The sequence below is a fragment of the Candidatus Pedobacter colombiensis genome (assembly GCA_029202485.1).
In the GTDB taxonomy this organism is placed as follows: Bacteria; Bacteroidota; Bacteroidia; order Sphingobacteriales; family Sphingobacteriaceae; genus Pedobacter; species Pedobacter colombiensis.
Genome location: CP119313.1, coordinates 2,928,522 through 2,948,862 on the forward strand (window position 1 = coordinate 2,928,522; position 20,341 = coordinate 2,948,862).

The 20,341-nt window shown below is 39.2% G+C and carries 10 protein-coding genes; 2 read left to right on the plus strand and 8 right to left on the minus strand.

The features are described 5' to 3' along the window. Nucleotides 1–24: 24 nt before the first annotated feature. The 8 genes from P0Y49_12550 to P0Y49_12585 all read right to left on the minus strand — a co-directional run bounded on the left by P0Y49_12550 (nucleotide 25) and on the right by P0Y49_12585 (nucleotide 15,191). Complete coding sequence (locus P0Y49_12550) at nucleotides 25–1,329, minus strand: glycoside hydrolase family 88 protein (protein WEK17625.1); 1,305 nt, start codon at nucleotides 1,327–1,329, stop codon at nucleotides 25–27. Nucleotides 1,330–1,355: 26 nt separating this feature from the next. Further along, entirely contained in the window at nucleotides 1,356–3,236 is a 1,881-nt protein-coding gene (locus P0Y49_12555; protein ID WEK17626.1) for an alpha-L-fucosidase, read from the minus strand. Continuing rightward, nucleotides 3,224–4,411 (minus strand): alginate lyase family protein, encoded by a 1,188-nt coding sequence (locus P0Y49_12560; GenBank protein WEK17627.1) that lies wholly within the window; start codon nucleotides 4,409–4,411, stop codon nucleotides 3,224–3,226. The genes P0Y49_12555 and P0Y49_12560 overlap by 13 nt, the downstream gene beginning before the upstream one ends. 11 nt (nucleotides 4,412–4,422) lie before the next feature. Further along, nucleotides 4,423–6,570, minus strand: coding sequence for a glycoside hydrolase family 31 protein (locus P0Y49_12565; protein ID WEK17628.1), 2,148 nt, complete (start codon nucleotides 6,568–6,570; stop codon nucleotides 4,423–4,425). A gap of 13 nt (nucleotides 6,571–6,583) precedes the next feature. After that, nucleotides 6,584–9,184, minus strand: coding sequence for a glycoside hydrolase family 95 protein (locus P0Y49_12570; protein ID WEK17629.1), 2,601 nt, complete (start codon nucleotides 9,182–9,184; stop codon nucleotides 6,584–6,586). 1 nt (nucleotide 9,185) lies between these two features. Further along, nucleotides 9,186–11,657, minus strand: a complete 2,472-nt coding sequence (locus P0Y49_12575) for a glycoside hydrolase family 95 protein (protein WEK17630.1) — start codon at nucleotides 11,655–11,657, stop codon at nucleotides 9,186–9,188. Nucleotides 11,658–11,673: 16 nt separating this feature from the next. After that, on the minus strand, nucleotides 11,674–14,136 hold the full coding sequence (locus tag P0Y49_12580) for a glycoside hydrolase family 2 TIM barrel-domain containing protein (GenBank protein ID WEK17631.1): 2,463 nt from the start codon (nucleotides 14,134–14,136) through the stop codon (nucleotides 11,674–11,676). A 176-nt stretch (nucleotides 14,137–14,312) separates the two neighbouring features. Next, nucleotides 14,313–15,191 (minus strand): AraC family transcriptional regulator, encoded by an 879-nt coding sequence (locus P0Y49_12585; GenBank protein ID WEK17632.1) that lies wholly within the window; start codon nucleotides 15,189–15,191, stop codon nucleotides 14,313–14,315. A gap of 347 nt (nucleotides 15,192–15,538) precedes the next feature. Here P0Y49_12585 and P0Y49_12590 point away from each other — a divergent pair, with 347 nt between their 5' ends. Together P0Y49_12590 and P0Y49_12595 are read left to right on the plus strand one after the other, a co-directional pair. Then, nucleotides 15,539–16,744 carry a DUF4974 domain-containing protein gene (locus P0Y49_12590; GenBank protein ID WEK17633.1) on the plus strand — a complete coding sequence of 402 codons (1,206 nt, stop codon included), beginning with the start codon at nucleotides 15,539–15,541 and terminating at the stop codon, nucleotides 16,742–16,744. Between the two features lie 193 nt (nucleotides 16,745–16,937). Then, the gene (locus tag P0Y49_12595) at nucleotides 16,938–20,333 is read left to right on the plus strand and encodes a TonB-dependent receptor (protein ID WEK17634.1); all 3,396 of its coding nucleotides are present in this window, start codon (nucleotides 16,938–16,940) and stop codon (nucleotides 20,331–20,333) included. The last annotated feature ends 8 nt before the right edge of the window (nucleotides 20,334–20,341 follow it).

Below are 20,341 nucleotides of genomic sequence, written 5' to 3' on the forward strand. Positions count from 1 at the left end.
GGCTCAATCTTATCTTATAATGACCTACCTTTTTAATGACTTATACCTTAGCAAAGCTTCAAGGTAATAGTAATCAGCATAAGATAAAGGTACATCAACCTCACTGTCTGATGGTTTAGAACCTGTACTGCTTACCAGGATAAAACCTTTGTTCTCCCCAATGGGCGAAGCATACTTTGTACTCAGGCTGTTCAACATGATATCCGCCTTTTTCAAATAAAGCCCTTTGTTCTTACTGTATCCACTCAATTCATACAATCCAGAAGCAATTACTGCTGCTGCCGAAGCATCGCGCGGCTCATTAGGAATATTAGGCGCATCAAAATCCCAGTAAGGAACCAGATCTGCTGGCATATTTTTATGGTTAAGTATAAAACCGGCAACATTTTCTGCCTGTTTTAAGTAAGCAGGATTTTTGGTAAAACGATAGCACATTGTATATCCATATAATGCCCATGCTTGTCCCCTCGCCCAGGCAGATTCGTGGCTATAGCCTTGATGCGTGTTCTTTTTCAATACTGCCCCCGTATTCGGATCATAATCAATCACATGATAAGAACTGTAATCCGGTCGAAAATGATTCTTCATTGTCGTATTTGCATGGCTCACCGCAATTTTATAAAAAGAAGAATCGCCTGTAAGGGCAGTAGCTTCAAAAAGTAGCTCCAGATTCATCATATTATCAATAATTACCGGGTTTACCCATTTATCAGAACTATGGTCCCAAGAACGGATCACGCCTGTTTTGGGATTGAAACGCGTAGCCAATGTTTTGGCAGATTGAATAATGACATCAGCATAGTGTTTATCTTTAGTGATGCGGTAACCTGTACCCACACTGCAATAAACTTTGAACCCCATATCATGAGTTTTACCATTAAACTGCTCCTGTTCCACCTGAGCTGTAAATGCTTTAGCCTGGTCCAGCCAAGCTTGCTTTCCAGTATACTGATATAAAAACCAGAGCTCTCCAGGGAAAAAACCACTGGTCCAATCGCGCGAAGCTACCAATTTCAATTCACCTTTTTCCAACGTTCTCGGTGAAAATTGATCAGCCTTTGCTCCGGCAGCTTTCGTTTTCTCGATTTCCTTTAGCATTAAAAGGGTTTGCTTATCCGCCTGAACAAAGGCTTTTTTTACATTTACCTCCAGACCTGAAGGTGTTGATCTGTTTACTGACGACCCAAAATCCGGAGTACTACGTGGATTTCTTGAACCAGAAATTACCGTACCAGATGTGGTCTGAGTACGTACCGTGCGTTCCTGTGCAAAGGATGAGGCAGTAGTAGCCAGCAACAATGCACCTATAGTTATAGAGAGTGATTTCATAATTTCTTTTGTTATTATTTTTTATATTATTGTACAGGTAAAAGTTGAATTTCAAGCAATTTCATCAATTCGGAACCTTTAATAGCTACCGGTTTAATGCTAAGCTCCAACGGACCTGCACCAAGTGTAGAAACACCTATTTCCGTAGTAACTACCGCGCCTTTTTTCGAGGCTATCACTTCCTCTTGCTTAGAGAAATCGCCAACTTTAACTTCGTAAGATGAACCGCCCTCATCTGCAATGTATTTAACAACAACTTTGTATTTAGCAGACTTTAATGCTTTTAAGTTCCATGTTAGGTAACTATCTTTCGATTTCCAACCATTTACAAAGTAGCGATCGGTTTTCCCATCACCAAAACCAAGCTTCTTTCCATGTTGTTCTGCATCAAATACCAGGAATCTGTTCGCTGGAATGTTAGGAGATAGTACTCTTGCCCCATCAGTCTCAAGTTTACCATTTACCTCCAATACGACTACAACATCGGGACTACCTGATACATTTGCTGGCAGGCTCACATTTAAGTCAGCAGCATCCAAACGTTTAACAGTTAAAGGCCTTTTACTTTTATCAGTTAATAAATAAGCCGTTTTAACATCGCTTTTTAAACCACCTACAACAAGATTGCCATCTTTAGGCCAGTTAAATACATGCAGGTAAATATTTTTCCCTTTTTGGGTGCTAACTCCCCAGGCCGGAATTGGCAACTCACCTTTCTGAGTGCCATATATTGCAGCACCATTTTGACTTAACCATCCACCAATGCTATCCAAAATCTGTTTGTCTTTCTGATCAAAAGTACCGTCGCCTTTTGGCCCGATATTCATCAGTAAATTCCCTCCTCTGGAAGCAGAATTAGCTAGAAGTTGAATAAAAAACTTTGCTGACTTATGACTGTTGTCATGTTTCGAATAACCATAAGATTCGTTAGTGGTAGGAATTGCTTCGGAGTCACCCGCAACCGTAAGTAGCTCCGCAGGTCTGTCGCCTGTATTTGCATAATCACCAAAATTGCCGCTGGCACTCCTTGCCAAACGCCCATTTACCACAATATTTGGATCCGTATCCCTAATCGCTTTAAGTATCCTGATGTTTTCAGATAAAGGCAATTTATGCGGTGTATCGAACCATAAAATATCCGGATGATATTTATTGATCAACTCTTTTATCTGTGGAATAGCTTTTTCGTCAACATACTTTACTGCTTTTGGTAACCATTCAGGATGACTATCAAACCAATTGGCACCACCAAGCAACTTATCTCCACCAGGGTTCTGGTATTCCCAATCATTACCCGGCGCATCAGGATGTTCCCAATCGAATGCATGCGAATAATAAAACCCGAACTTCATCCCATATTTCTTAGCTGCAGCAGCGAGCTCAGCCATCGGATCACGCTTAAAAGGGGTTTGTTTGACTACATTAAAATCAGATGCATTTGAATCAAACATAGCAAACCCATCGTGATGCTTTGCGGTAATGATAAAATAACGCATTCCGGCTTTCTTTGCTGTCAAGATCCATTCCTCAGCATTAAATTTAACAGGGTTAAATACATGAGCAAGATCAAGATATTCTGCCCTGGTAATTTGTTCCTTACGCATCAAATGTTCCGAATAGCCATTTACCTTCCTTCCTTTCCATTCTCCAGCAGGTAACGAATATAACCCCCAATGTATAAACATACCGAATCGGGCATCACGCCACCATTGTATCCGTTCATCATGCGTTTTCATGGAGTTTTTCCACCAGCCATTCCGGGCTTCATCCATTGCTTTCTGGTCGCGTTGCTGCGCCTTGTTCAACATATTTGCATCCTCATCACCAGCCACCTGACTGTAGGAATAAAGATTTGCAGCTAACAAAGCGGATAATAAAAATGCTGACTTACTATTTAATTGAGCCATATTAAGGGATTTCTTACAGGTAAATTTCTAATTACTTCTTCTACTTTGGGATCATGATCAAGCTTAGCCCAGATGTTTAACCAATCGGTTTTCTCATAAACACTGGCACCAAAAACCAAAAATGGTTGCGCTACAGGCCAATTATCCCAATACATTACATCTGGCTTTAAAGGCCATTTACTTTTATCAGCCACAAATGGATATAAGTACTCAATCCCTTTTTTAATGGATCTCCCATCAGCAGTTTGAAAGTCCCACAGGTTATCTGCTTTCGTGGAAAGGATCTGACAAAGCGTGGTCATCGCATCCAGATTAAAAATCGAATAGCCATAAGGTTTTGTACGTGCAAGTTCTCTTGGGAAGCTACCATCAACAGCCATTTGATTGGGTAGCAATACATTTTTATATCTATCACGACAAAAGTCAAGTAACTTATCGTCGTTACACAATTTTGCAAAAGATGCTACCTGCATGGTAAAACAAGTTCCATGGTTATTTTGGGCATTCATTTCGTCTTTTCCATACTGATGGGTCATTAGCCAGGTCAAGTACTGAGCAAACCATTTACGAGTTTCAGACAAGACACCCGGCTCCATTGCCTTTTGCATTACAATAATTCCCTGTGCTACTTCCATCAGCTGAATAGTATCAATAATTCCAATGCCACGACCGGTAAATCGGCCTTTTATAGCCTGAGCATACTTTAGGTTTGGATTCATCATTGTACCTTCATTGATAAACCAGGCTTGCAGATGCAACATTGCCTGCTTAACATATTTCTGATCTCCGGTAAGTTTATAAGCAGAAGCCAATGCCCCAATAATTTTACTGAAACGGATCATTGCCAACCTGTGTGCAACAAAGTTCTCAGGATTAGTCATCCCATCTTTTTGAATATATGGACCTTCCGGATTTTGTGCATCAGGCCACCAATAATCGCCCTCTGAATAAAAATCATGTTTACCACCTGCACTTCTTAATGAACTTTCGGCAGTTACGGTAACCGGACGTTGTTTCATTGCCCAGTCAGCATTTTTCAAGATGGAAGCCTTTAAAGTTTTCAACACTTCTTTCTCTATACCGCTTGTGGCAGTCTGACCATCCTTCATCGCCGCAAAGGATGAAGTGACAATCATATTGATCAATATAAATGCTGTTAACACAAACTGTTTCATAACTTTTTTATTTATTTGGTCATAGCCCTAAAGCTGACTTTGTTAATGGTATTTGGTTTACCTTTTTCGGCGTTGGAAATAGAAGCCTTAAGTTTACCATTCGCATCTTTAACTATATTAATTTCCCTAAAGCTATACGCGCCTTTTTCATAGTTAAAAGTCTCTCCATCATCATCATAAAGCATATACTTACCTGGTTTACTTCCGTAGTATCTGATTTCCAGATCCAGTTTCTCAGTAGACTTAGGAGCATGCATTAATGCAGGTCCCATTGGCACAATACCACCGTCTTTTACATAAACGGGAATTTTATCCAAGCCCGGAGTGATGGTAATTACCTCTCCATCACCGGCATATGCTCCCGTATAAAAATCAAACCATTTACCTTTAGGTAAAATCACTGTACGGGTTTGTTTTCCGGTAAACATAGGCGCTACCAATAAATATTCTCCCGCCATATATTGATCTTTCACTTCTTTACTCACTGCTTCAACGTAAGGATTCTCTTCTAAATTGGTTGTTTTCACTTCCTTTTTAACATCTGCCTGGTAACCATCCTCAAGATTCATTGCCCTAAATGGAGGTATACCTTTGAAATGGTATTTTGCAAATTCACTATACCAATAAGGCATCATCTGCATACGTAACAACGCAATATCTTTCACCTGTTTTTCTACATTAGGATACGACCATGGTTTAGTACCTGTAGACCAGGCATTGATCATCGCCATTGGCGAAAACACAACAGATTGCATACGGCGTAACCATTCTTCCTCAGTTTTAGAAGCTCTGGCCTCCGGAGTCCACAATACACCTGCAAAACCACTATTGATTAATGCTGTAATAAAATCTTCGTGGTTATAATAATCGTTATAAATGACATAAGGCAACGAAGATCCGCCCCCATTTGATCCCCTAACCAATCCAAAAGTACGCTGATTGCGCTCATGATACATATCAGCACTATAGCGCTGAATCAGTAAGCCGTAAGTCTGACGCATTTGCTCTGCACTTTTGCCTGAAGGGAATGTAGTAACATCTGGCCATAAATAATGATCGTAACCATCTACCTCATCAAATTTGTAGCCACTAACACCAATGTCTACCTGGCTCTTTTTTAATTGAGAAAATAGAATATCACGTGCCTGAGGCATGGTCAAATCCGGAATAGCACCCAACCATACCGTATGGTCTGCTGTAAATGGTTTAATGTTATTATAAATTGAGGCTTTCGGAGAAACATAAGGGTTTGTCCACAAATTAACCCTAATCCCCTTATTTAATAAACCTTTTACGAAAACAGAGGGCTCAGGGTAGCGTGTTTTATCCCATTCAAAAGTACAAGGGTAAGCTTTACTTTGCCATCCAGGTTCCAGGCCAATAAAATCAAGTGGAAACCCCTTGTCTTCAAAAGCTTTTACTTCAGCCTCCACATCAGCAGAAGTATATAATGTTTTTACCCTTTGTGTAAAGCCCAACCCCCAACGCGGAGGCAATACGCCACCACCATTTAACAAGTTATACCTGCGAACGGCATCCAGTGGTTTAGGCCCTGCAAACACGTAAAATTCAACACCATCGGCCGGCACCAAAACCTCAACAGCATCCGAATATGGACGTGAAGACCATGTTTTATCAGTATTACGATCTTTGGCCTCAGGAACATTCTTTCCATCCCGTTTTACAGCAGATCCGGCATAAATATCCAGGTATCGTGCAGAATTGATAAATACGCCATAGCCATTTGAAGATACATAAAAAGGAGTTGGGGCATGTGTACGTCCATTATCTTTACCTCCAAAGTGGTCTACATGCAGTTGCAGGATCTTTCCGCGCTGATGCACTGTTTGAAAATTTAAGCCAAAGCCGTAAAGTTGTTCTTTCTTATCTAGTGGAAAGGATAGATAAGTTTTACCATCAGCAAGCTTTGCGGTTATTTCTTCTTTTACAAGAGGAAATGAAACATCCCCCATGTCTTTTAATCCATCCATAGCAGGTTTAGCACCGGCAGCATTCAGCAAGTTATAGTTTTCAGGCTTGCCAATACTTCCTTTCCAAACTCCGGGAGCTACTTGCTCCCATTTGATATCCTGAGCAGTTAACCGGGAGGCACTGAACAGGAGGATTAAGCAAATTGAATATTTAAATATTCGGTTCATAGCAAATAATGGTTTATTGGGTAATTACTTTATAGGTTTTTCCTTTTTCAGTATTGAAATCTACAACATAGTTCTTTTTCAGTCCAAGATCCTGAAGTTTAGCACTTTCATTCTTATGATATACCGGTTTTTCTGACAATTCATTTAAGTTATTGCTATTTGGTCCACTAGCATTTGTGACAACAGCAGAAATAACTTTTACCGGCACAGCTGTGTTTAGTCGGCAGTTCCCACCTGATCCTGAGTAAATTAGCGCTTCCGATAATTTCCCATTTTTCCAGTCTATCGCTACCGTAAAATTGCCGCGGGCTTTTATCCCTTTAATGCTACCATTTTTCCATTCATCTGGCAAAGCCGGCAGCAGATTTACTTCGCCTTCATTACTTTGCAACAACATTTCTGTTATTCCTGCCGTAGCGCCGAAGTTTCCATCTATTTGAAAAGGCGGATGGGCATCAAACAAGTTAGGATAGGTTCCGCCCCCACTCATTTGTATATTGGTTAATTGTGTAGCAGGCGCATTGGGATCTGGTTTTGGCTCTACTGTTTTAGCAGGATCTATTAAAGTAAGTCCCGCCTTTAAGATCTTTAACGCATGATTTCCATCCTTTAACCTGGCCCACCAATTGATTTTCCATGCCATCGACCAGCCGGTACTTACATCTCCACGGTGGATCAGCGACTGCTTTGCAGCGGCAGCAAGTTCCGGCGTGTTTTGTGTCGTAATCTGGTTTCCAGGATATAGTGCAAACAAATGCGATAAATGCCTGTGGGTATCTTTAGGATTATCTACATCATTAAACCATTCCTGCAATTGTCCATATCTACCAATATTAAACGGATACAGCTTTGCACGGGCTGCCTCTAAGCGACTACGGAAATCAACATCCACATCAAGGGCTTTCGACGATTCAATACAATCGTTAAACAATTCCCTGATGATCCCCATATCCATGGTTGTAGCCTTACTCACTTCATATTCTTTACCGTCAATCTTAAATACGTTCTCCGGCGAAGTAGAAGGATTGGTTACCAGGTTTCCATCTTTATCTTTAACCAGCCAGTTTAACATGAACTCTGCTGCCCCCTTCATTAGTGGATAGCCTTTTTCTTTAAGGAATTTTTTATCACCCGTAAACAGATAATGTTCGTACAAATGCGTGCTTAACCATGCGCCACCCATTGGCCAGGCCGACCATCTTGGTGCACCTTTCGGATCCCAATCATAACCACCTGATGGCGATGTTTTAGACCAGATATCTGTATTGTGATGAACTACCCAGCCCTGCTGGATACCATAGTTAACCTTAGCAGTTGTAGCACCATTAACTGCCAACGTACTGATAAAGTCAAATAGTGGCTGATGCAGTTCCGAAAGATTTGTATTCTCTGCCAACCAATAATTCATTTGCGTATTGGCATTTACAGTATAGTTACTTCCCCATGGTGGTTGAACATGATCATTCCAAATTCCCTGCAAATTTGTTGCTTGTGAACCTGGTCTGGAACTGGCAATCATCAAGTATCTACCAAACTGATAGTAAAGAACCTGTAAACCCTGATCATTCCCTGTTGCTCCTTGTCTGGACAACCTTACGTTTGTTGGCAATTTAGATAGCTCCGAATTAACCGCCAGATTAAACGAAACCCGGTCGAAAAGCTGTTTATAATCTGCTACATGAGTAGTTTTTATAGCAGCAAAAGATTTTTGAGAACCTTTGCTTAGGTTAGCCCTGGCTTCGATAGCCGGATCTTTACCCTCCAATCCCGGAGATTTATCAAAGCCATTAAAACTCGTTCCATTTGTCAGGTAAATAGTCACCGCATCGGCATTACTAACGGCGATTTTTTCGCCTGTAGCCTTTGTTGATCCACCTTCTGCTTTAACCCGTACATGAACTTCAAAGGTCATCCCTTCCTTATCATCGTAAACGATCTGTTGTGGTTCTGTTGACCGATGAGCTACATGCTTAGGTGCTTTACCTTTTAGTACCAGATAATTTTGTCCAGGCGCCGTAACGCCATACTTCAATTTACTACTGATACCTGCCGTAAAGTTAATTGCACCCGGTTTATCAGCAGTTATACGGATGGCCATTACCTGATCAGGATAGCTGATAATTGTTTCTCTCTTATAGTTAACACCCCCAAGTGTATAGTTAACTGTACTTACCGCATTACTAATATCTAGTTCGCGATGATAAGCTGTGGGAATAGAATCTTTAAGATTAAAGTCCAGAAAAAGATCTGCCATTGTTAAATAACGGGCAGAATATGGGCCTTGCAAATTCTTTTTCCAGATTTCTGCAGCTTTGCCATAGTCACCGGCAAAAACTGCTGCCCTTACCAATGGTAAATTTGCCTGAGCTTTAGGATTGTTCCCAGCATCAGGAGCTCCAGACCAAAGCGTATTGTTATTTAATTGAAACCGCTCTTTATTTACCCGTCCGAATACCATTGCCCCTGTTTTCCCATTACCTAGTGGCAAAGCTTCTTCCCAGATCTTAGCAGGTTGGTCGTACCATAATTTTAATGCCGGCTCTTGTTTTTTCTGAGCCAATGCACCTGATGCACCAATAACTACCCCAAGAAAAAGAAGACTATATTTGATCATATCAATTCAATTTAAAAATGTATTCCTTACCCGCCTCCGTTTTAAGGTCGTAGTCTTTTGAAGGTGCCACTCCCACTGGATTTAGCTTTGCAAGCGGAGAAATAAGTGGTGCTTTAACTTGTGGTGTTTCATAAAAAGGATTGGAATTTATTCCCTTAGCAGCAGGGATATTTCCGGCATTAAACTTCATATTGTCGTTAATGCGTAACCTGCAATTTCCTCCAAGTTTTGACTTTATTTTAAGCTGAGTAATTTGATTATTCTTCCAGGCGATGTCTATCACATATCCACCACGGGCCACTAAACCCGTAATTTCACCTGCTGGCCAGTTATCCGGTAATGCAGGTAACAAATGCACCACCCCATCATGTGACTGCAATAACATTTCGGCAATACCCGCGGTACAGCCAAAGTTACCATCGATTTGAAAAGGAGGATGTGCATCAAATAAATTTGGATAAGTTCCACCACCGGTTGTACTTACCCCCTCAATTCGGCCTCCTACCAGCTTTAACTGATCAGTTATCAATTTATAGGCATGGTTTCCATCCAAAAAACGCGCCCAGAAATTTACTTTCCAGCCCATAGACCATCCTGTAGCAGGATCTCCACGATAAGTTAAAGATGTTCTGGCGGCATCAAATAGTTCAGGTGTCCTTGAAGGCGAAATCTGGTTCCCCGGATATAGCCCATACAAATGCGAAACGTGGCGGTGTTTATCATCTGGACGATCTGAATCGTGCATCCATTCTTGTAATTGACTATTTTTTCCTATTTGCATAGGTGCCAATCTGGCTATTGTAGTTTTTAGAATCTGACGAAAATCCGGATCAAGTTTTAAAATTTCTGCGGCTTTGCTGGTTTTAGTAAACAGGTCAAATAACAACTGATTGTCCATTGTAGTACCTGCAGCAATAGAAACTCGTTTACCGGTAACATACGTGTTTTCAGGAGAATTTGAAGGTGATACAACCAACCATTTATGTGTAGGCTCTTCTTGCAATACATCCAGATAAAACTCACAAGCCCCCTTCAATACCGAATAATATTCTTTCAAAAACTGCTGATCACCCGTAAACATATAATGGTCCCATAAATGCTGACTTAACCAGTTCCCTCCCATTGGCCATAAACCGGCGTAAGGACGGTCTACAGGGCCTGTAATACGCCACAAATCGGTATTATGGTGGGTTACCCATCCTTTTGCACCATACATTACTTTAGCAGTCTCCTTACCAGTAACGGCCAGATCTTTTAACATTTTAAATAAAGGGTCGTGCAATTCCGATAAGTTGGTCACCTCTGCCGGCCAGTAATTCATCTCGGTATTGATATTGATGGTATACTTGCTGTCCCAGGGAGCCAGCATTTTATCGTTCCAAATACCTTGTAAAGTTGGAGGTTGATTTCCAGGCTGTGAACTGGAAATGAGGAGATACCTGCCAAACTGGAAATAGAGCGCTGTTAAATGCGGGTCATTGGTACTGGCAAACTCGGCGATGCGCTGATCTGTTGGTTTATTTACAGCTTCATTTACCCCTATGTTAAACTTGACACGATTAAAATATTGCTGATAAAATTTAATATGCGCTGCCAGTGCTGTTGCATAATTCTTTTGAACTGCTTTATCCAAAAATGCTGCCGCTTTGCTACCCGCATTCTCACTGATGTCATGGTAATTTTTAAAATTAGTAGCTATTGAAACATAAACAGTAGCAGAATTGGCATCCTTAATTGTCCAGGTATTATTTTGCAGGGCAACCTTTCCTCCCTCAGCTACCGTTTTTACCTGGGATTCAAATTTGATTTGACCTTTTTCACCTTCATGATCTGAGGTAATCCCTGAAAATACCAATTTGCCATTTTCTGTTTTCAGCACTCCATTTTGCGGAGAATCCATCGTTGCACTAAAAGAGATCTTACCAGGCTTACTGGCAGTTAACCGCACCATCATGACCTGATCCGGGAACGAAGAAAATATTTCTCTTTTATATGTTACACCGTCCACTTCATAAATGACAGTGGCTACTGCTTTTTCAATATTTAAATCGCGGTAATAATTAATCGCCTTTTCATGGCCATCAAACTTAATAAAGAGATTGCCTACCGGCTGATAAATCATCCCACTATTTTTTTTTGGGAGCATTTTCACATCAGCAATGGCTTGTGCTTCTTCAAATTTACCTTCAAAAAGTAATTTCCTTAATTCCGGAATAGCAGCGCCGGATTCTGAAGTAATATTGCTGTTTGGCCCACCGGACCAAACAGTTTCTTCATTTAACTGCAATTGCTCTTTACCAGGTTCACCAAAAACCATGGCTCCTAACCGTCCGTTACCTATTGGTAAAGCTTCATTCCAGTTTGCCGCAGGTCTGTTGTACCATAACTTTAGCGTACCGTCTAGTTTTTTTACCTGGCCAAAAGCAAGTGTGCTATAGCTAATGATTAGAACTACAAATAGTTTTTTGATCATGAGGAGTATTATTTAATTAAAGTGTAAGGAAGCTAACCGGTAAACCGTCTGCTTTTACGCTGGCCACACTTTTACCTTTATTCAGATTTATACTGATCACTGCTCTTCCGTTGTAAAGCTGCACTTTACGCGAGCCATCTGAAGTACCTTGGTTATCGATCAGACTTCCATCTCCGGTTAAACCAAATGTCACGTAATCACGGGCATCCAAACACAATATATTGTTTTCATCAAATAATTTTACCTGTATCACAGCAATATTATCCTTTTCAGACAATTTTTCTAACACCAATTTAGTTGGTTTTTTCCATTTGGCTGTTTGATATTCCTGAGTAATTTCATCTGTAATTTCCTTACCCTCTTTTGTTTTGGCGATTACCTTAATGTGATTTGGGCCTTCGTTATAGGTAACCATCCACCTTAAACCTGCTGCTGGGAAATTCTGGCTGTTCCGTTTCTTTTTACCCATACTTTTTCCATTCAGGAAAAGCTCGGCTTCGGAACAGTTGGAATAAACTTTTACCATTTTCTTCTCCCCTGCATCTCCCCATCTAACCGGCCATGAATGTCCATAGATATGAATCATAGGTGCTTGTGTCCAATAGGACTGGAAAACATAATAGGCTTCTTTTTTAGTAAAATCACGTTCAATTACCCCCTTTTGATTCATATATGGTACAGGGTTATCAGGACGTACAGGGGTAGAAAAATCTTTAAAAGGCCAATAAGCAGCTCCGGTTAACCAAGGCATATTTTCCTGCTCTTTTAAATGCCAGTCAATTAAATTCACAATATAACTTTCACTCCAGTCTCCATCTTTAGAAACCCTGGCACTTCCACCAAACAGAGAGGCATCTCCATCTCGTTCATCAGTTCCCACACCTGTTTTAACCTCACTCAATGCTTTATCCGGTGTTTCAGAATGTCGACCGGCATGACTATCACCGCCCCATTCTACATGCAGGAAATGATCTACTCTATCAAATTCCTTTTTGGAAGCCTCTTTATATTCGGTATAAATACCTCTATACCAACCGGCCCAAATAGATGGCGAATAAACATCTACAATATCTTTACAAAAATCACATCTTCTGATCGCTGTTTTTCTGGAAGCATCCAGTGTATGTGAAAGATCATTCAACTCCTTCATAAAGGTTCTGATCTTTTGCTCATCAAACTCATTAAAATCTCCCGGCCAATCATTTTCATTTCCAAGGCCCCAAATGATCACCGCGGCATGGTTATAATGCTGTTCAATCATATTGGTTAACATTCTGCGCGCCTGGTTTTTGTAAACATCACCGCCAAGACCACCACGACACCATGGAATTTCTTCCCAAACCATAATACCCAAGCTATCACATAAATTCAATACAATGCGTGACTGCTGATAATGGCCAAGACGAATAAAATTAACCCCCATATCTTTCATCATCAGTATCTCCTGACGGATCATTCCTTCTGTCATCGCCGCCGCTACTCCTGCATGATCTTCATGTCGATGTGTTCCTCTTAAAAGCAGACGCCTACCATTCAACATAAAGGGTCCCTTTTTAACGAATTCAAAATTTCGGAACCCAATTTTTTCCTGGTGTATGTGCGTATCTCCTTTGGCAGTTATGCTGGTTTGAACGGTATAAAGGTTAGGAGATTCCGGAGACCAAAGTTTTGGAGTTTTTAAGCTGGTTTCCCACAAGGCCTTATCGCCATGAAAGGCTTTCATTTCATTTCCCCAACTCGCTACAATTTTACCTTCCGGATCTTTTATTTCTATTTTAACAGTAACAGTATCCACTCCATCTGGATTAAGGAGTCTTCCTGAAATATTTAATTTTCCTATTGTACCCTTAGCATCAACCGATGCTGCAGCAAAAATTTTGTCGACAGATACTTTTGGTACATAAACCAAATTCAGGTATCTATATAAACCTCCATAAACATTAAAATCAGATAAATCAGAAGGGATCATTTCCAGATCACGACTGTTGTCACATCTGATTTCTAATGGTATTTTCCCTTTAAATTGTTTCGCAAAAACATCAGATTTTTTAAATGCTTTAACCGCATCAGTAATGTCAACAGTCCATTCATCGTACCCCCCAACATGCTCGGCTACTTTTTTATCATATATATATACCTGGGTTTTCTGACCTGCCCCTTCAAAATGCAATAATGTTCTTCCATCTTTATACGGATTAGTTACCGACAATTGCGTGCGATACCAGCCCGGTCCCTGATAATAATTCTCATCCGGATCCACTGAGTTTAATGCATTAAAACAATGTGGTAATTTTACATTTTGCCACAATGGAACACTTTCCGGATTACCTTCTTTAACTGGCCTGATGGCTTCCCAAACACCTCCTAAATCACCCTTTAAATACTCCCAATTGTTTACTAATCTTTGCTTATTTTGCGCAGAAATATACTGACTGCAAATAAGCAATCCTATAAAAAATACCAGCTTAAATCTCTTCACTTCTTAATCTATGTAACTTTAAAATATGTTTGGTTAGCGCTCTTTTTGAGTATCGCTAAATTGCTTAATAGCATCAGCAAATCGTTTCATCGTTTTAGCTTATTCATCAGCTATTTTGGCAAAATAAGATACCTAAACCTACATTGTGGTTTATTCAAAAAAGAGTTGACAGGGGTTTAAGCGCAGGCGCTAACAAATTCCTTTTGATAGCAAAGGGGACTTTTTCCTGTAATTTTCTTAAAACACTTATGGAAACTTGCAAAATTGTTAAAACCACTATTATAACACACCTGTTTAAGGTTAAGACTATGCTCAATAAGTAACTTACAGGCTTGTCCTACTTTCACTTCTATTAGGAATTGTGAATAGGTTTTACGGGTCCGGGATTTAAAATAACGGCAGAATGAATTCGGACTAATCCGGGCCACTTCGGCAATTTCTTCCAGATATATTTTATTTTTGAAATTAGCATAGGTGTAATCATAAATATCATTGATCCTGTCCCTTTCAATCATCTCTAGATCATAATGAAATCCTACAGATGAAAGTACTTCCAATTGACTTGACTTTGCAATTTCTACCAGAGCCTGCATCAGAATAATGATTCTTTCTGTTCCTTCGGCCTTTAACATTTTTGTAATTAATTCTGCAACAATGGCCTTATTTTTACCAGTTACCTTTACTCCTCTTTTAGCTTTTTCGAGGATGTCTTTCAATTGCTTGTTTTCAGGCAGATTTATAAAACAATCACCGAATAAGTTCTCACTAAAATGGGCAACTCTCACATCAGCCGGTGCTGGCTCTACGTCCGTAGTAAAATAAGCGGCATCAAATCTCCAGTAGTGAGGCAAGTTAGCACCTAACAAAACAATGTCTCCTGATTTAAAACGTTTAATGCTATCACCAATAAATTGCGTGCCATCTCCTTTATTGAAATAAATCAATTCAATTTCCTGGTGATAGTGCCATTTATTATTAATAGAAGGCTCGAGGTCTTGTCTTACACTAAATGATTGTGCAGGCTCCATTGATACTTTAAGTAATTGTGCTTTCATGATCAATTTATTTGGTTAGGTTAAAATTTGGTTGTGTTAAAATTAATTGAACAATAGATTACCCTTCGTCTGATAACTTGCGACCAGCGACAGCGATAGTTCGGAAATTTAATATGGTTTCGTTCATGGCTCGTTTAGCTTTACAGTTATATTTGGTAAGGCTAATCTACTATTGAACGCAATAGCAAAGGGGGTAAAATCTTAAAAGAAGGGGGTGAAAATCTTAAATAATACCAATTCATCATGATAAAACTGACTTTTATGATTATTGGCAGTTATTTAAAAAAAACTTTTCTTAGAGCAGGGACTTTTTTAGTACCAGCCGTATTATCTCTAAAAGCCATATTTTGAGAAATCAGAAAGAGATAACAGTCCTATTTAAGCGTTACCTGGTAAATCAATGTTCGGAGGAAGAAGAACAGTTGTTTTGGGAATTACTGTGTTCCAAAGAACATGAATTGTTTTTGAAGGATCTGATTGAGATTGAATTGAAACAGGAGGTCGATCCAGAGTTTAAAAGGTTACCTCAAATTAAAGCCGAATTAAATAAGGTTCAGAAGAATATAATTCAACAAATCAGCGAAACGGAAATTCAGGTCACTGCAGGGAAAAATAGGCTTTGGCTTAAAATAGCTGCAGTACTTATTCTATGTATTAGCGTTCTATTTTTTAAAACACACTTTGAAAGATCACTTCAATCTGAAGATATCAAACCAGGTAGTAACAAGGCCGTTTTGACATTGGCTGATGGATCGAAAATTCTTTTAGATGACGCAGTTAAGGGGAAACTTACCAATCAGGCTGGAGTTGGAATTACTAAAACTGATGATGGACAAGTCGTATATACGGTAAATGAAACCATTAAACAATTGGATGATACCAATGCAGATTATACAATGACATTGACCAACACCATTGCAACGCCGAGAGGTGGACAATATCGGGTAAACTTACCTGACGGCACAAAGGTCTGGCTGAATGCTGCAACTACACTCAAATTTCCTTTAAGTTTCGAAAATTTGAAAGAGCGTAAGGTTGAGCTACAAGGAGAAGCTTACTTTGAAGTTGAGAAAAATCCAGGTAAACCTTTTATTGTACAATCCAATCATCAGATCATTCAGGTTTTTGGAACTCATTTTAATGTTGATTCATATACAGATGAAGCCGAGACTAAAACTACATTACTTGAAGGCTCTGTTAAAATCACTGCTCTAAATGGCGCAAATGGTGATCAAATTATTCTAAAACCAGGACAACAAAGCCAGATTAGTATAAAATCTAATCATATTAATGTAATTCGTGTAGATCCTATGACCGAAATTTCCTGGAAACAGGGTTTGTTCTTTTTTGAAAATGAGCCTATTGAGAATATTATGAAAAAGATTGCACGGTGGTATAATGTCGAGGTGATTTATCAGGATAACGTGGCCGGCAAGACTGTTTGGGGCTCTGTAACACGTTATGCAGACGTATCAAAAGTGCTTTCTATATTAGAGCTTACAGGTGAAATTCACTTTAAAGTAGAAGGAAGGAGGATCATTGTGCGAAAGTAATTTTACTTAAAAGTAGACTTAAATACCGCGACTTCGATTGCCGTCGAAATCGCGGATAAACATTAGGTCTACCACTAAATCTGTTTACAATTAACTATAACCAACAATAAACCCAATAACCAAATGTATGAATTTTTACGATCTATTTAGGTCCGAACCCTCTGTTCACAGATCTAAACAAACAATACGCATTATGAAGCTGATCATTCTCATTATGACCACTTTACTAATAGAGACCAGTGCCTCAGGATTTGCTCAAAAAATCACTTTTTCACAAAAAGGCACATCCATAAAAATGGTGTTTAAAGAAATAACCAGCCAAACAGGCTATCAGGTTATATGCGACGGAGAACTTATTAAAGCCGCAAGAGCTGCTGATGTAAACTTTACCGAGGCTAGCTTGCAGGAAGTATTTGATACATTCTTTCCAAAAAAATCTGTTAAATGGATCATAGAAGATAAAACCCTTATTCTCCGAAAGGCGATAGTAAATGAACCGGTAATCTTTGATAAAACAATTGAAGTTAATAGGTTAAAATCCCTCTCTAAAGAGATAAGAGGTACGGTACGTGATACTGTAGGACCTTTACCTGGTATTAATGTGTCTGTTAAAAATAAACCAGGTATAGGAACCACAACAGATTTAAATGGTAAATATATTCTAGATGTACCCGATGAAAACGTTGTGTTGGTTTTTACAATGGTTGGTTATGCCACTCAGGAAATCCCAGTTCGGGGGAAGAACATTATAAATGTAACTCTTAAAGCGGCCGATAATCAACTTGATGAAACTGTAATCGTAGCTTTTGGTAAACAGAAAAAAGAATCAGTAATTGGTTCAATTACTACAATAAACCCAGGTGAATTAAAAGTACCTTCCAGTAATTTAACTACGGCTTTAGCCGGCCGGATAGCAGGAATTATTGCCTACCAGCGAAGTGGTGAACCAGGAGCAGATAATGCCGATTTCTTTATTCGAGGTGCAACTACTTTCGGATATAAAAAAGATCCTTTGATTTTAATTGATGGAATGGAATATACCACTACAGACCTTGCGCGTTTACAACCGGATGATATACAGGAATTTTCTATATTAAAGGATGCAACAGCTACAGCATTGTATGGGGCACGTGGCGCAAATGGTGTTATACTAGTGACTACAAAACAAGGGAAAGCAGGCTCTCCTAAAATAGATGTTCGTGTTGAAAATTCTATATCATCTCCAACAAGGAATATAGAGTTGGCAGATCCTATTACTTATATGAAATTACACAATGAATCTGTGTTAACAAGGGATCCCTTGGGCGCCATCATTTATCCGCAAAGTAAAATTGATAACACCATATCTGGTATCAACCCTACAGTCTTTCCTGTAGTTAATTGGCAAGATCAGTTGTTCAAAAAACAAACCATCAATCAAAGGATGAATGCAAGTTTAGGTGGAGGCGGACAGGTTTCAACATACTACGTATCAGCCACCTACAACCAGGACAATGGTGTACTTAAAGTAGATCCACGGAATAACTTTAATACCAATATTGATCTCAAGTCTTTCAACCTGCGTTCTAATATAAATATTAATGTGTCTAAGTCAACCAAGCTTGGTATCAGATTAAATGGAAATTTTGACGATTACCAAGGTCCGCTAAACAGTGGAGAAGATATTTACATGAAGGTAATGCGCACTCCTCAAACGCGCTTTTTACCTTATTATACACCAACTGAAAGTACTGCTTATATCAATCATACCATGTTTGGAAATGTTCCAGAAGGCGGCGCATTAAATCCTTATGCAGATATGGTAAAGGGGTATAAAGAATATTCAAGATCATTAATGGTTGCACAATTAGAGCTTAATCAGGATTTTTCTTTTGTCACAGAGGGACTATCACTAAATGCGATGATGAATACCAACCGTCGCTCTTATTTCGATGTGAAACGAGAATATACCCCATTTTGGTATGCTGTGACAAATTATGATAAAGTCGCAAATACATATAATTTAACAGGGTTAAATCAAGGTGCGCCGGAAGAAGGTGGAGGCACAGACTGGTTAAGTTATGTTCCCGGTGTTAAAACTGTTTCGTCTACATTTCATTTGCAATCAGCATTAAACTACAGCCGTACCTTTGGAAAAAGGCATAGCGTTTCCGGTATGGCAATACTTCAGATGCATTCAGAATCAAATGGTGATGCCACTAGTTTACAAGGATCCCTACCCTCACGTAATTTGGGTCTATCTGGTAGGGCTACTTATAGTTATGACAATCGTTATTTCTTTGAATTCAATTTTGGTTATAATGGTTCTGAGCGTTTCTCGTTGGAACAACGGTTTGGCTTTTTCCCGTCAGCTGGTGTCGCATGGGCAATATCTAACGAAAAATTCTTTGAACCATACAAATCTATAGTTAATAAATTAAGGGTCAGAGGAAATATTGGGTTAGCAGGTAATGATGCAATTGGAAGTGCATCAGAAAGATTTTTCTACCTTTCAGAAGTAAAAATGAACGAGACCGGTTATGGCGCTACTTTTGGTACTGATGGAGGCTATAAAAGAAATGGATTTAGTATTGTAAGGTATGAGAATCCAGATGTTACCTGGGAAACTACTCAAAATTCTACTTTCGGACTTGAGTTAGGTTTGTGGAATAAGTTAGATATTACTACTGAATATTTTATAGATCATCGATACAATATTTTAATGACCAGGGCTTCTATCCCGATGACAATGGGTTTGCAAGCCACACCTAAGGCTAATGTTGGTGAAGTAAGATCCAGATCATTTGAAATGCAAGTAACTTATGATGAGCATTTAGGTAAAGATTGGACTATACAGGCTCGGGGAAATTTCACGTATTCTAAAAACAAATTTGAGAATTATGAGGAACCAAATTATGCTCAACCTTGGCTGTTTAAGAAAGGACACTCTACGAGTCAACAATGGGGATATATTGCAGAACGTTTATTTGTAGATGATGAGGAGGTACGTAATTCTCCAAGTCAAAAATTCAATAATTTCATTACCAGAGGTGGTGATATTAAGTTTCGCGATATTAATGGTGATGGCGAAATTACGCCGCTTGACATGGTAGCTATAGGATATCCTAAAACGCCTGAAATTATTTACGGCTTTGGATTCATGCTTGGTTATAAACATTTCGATATTAATTTTTTTGCTCAAGGCTCAGCTAGATCTTCTTTTTGGATAGATGTTAATGCAACCGCTCCTTTTGTGGGAGATAATCAATTGTTAAAAGGTTATGCAGATGACCATTGGTCTGAAGAAAATAGAAACCTTTATGCCCTATGGCCACGTTTAACCTCAACCGTCAATGGCAACAATAATGAAACCAGTACCTGGTTTATGCGTAATGGTTCATTCCTACGCTTAAAGCAAGTTGAGCTTGGGTATACCTTTCCTAAGAAGTTAACAAAGAGATTAAGAATTGAAAATCTAAGGTTATACTCCACTGCAACAAACCTTTTGACGTTTAGTAAATTCAAAATGTGGGATGTGGAAATGGCAGGTAAAGGATTGGGTTATCCAATACAACGAGTAATTAATTTTGGTGTAAAGATTGGATTTTAAAAGAAATA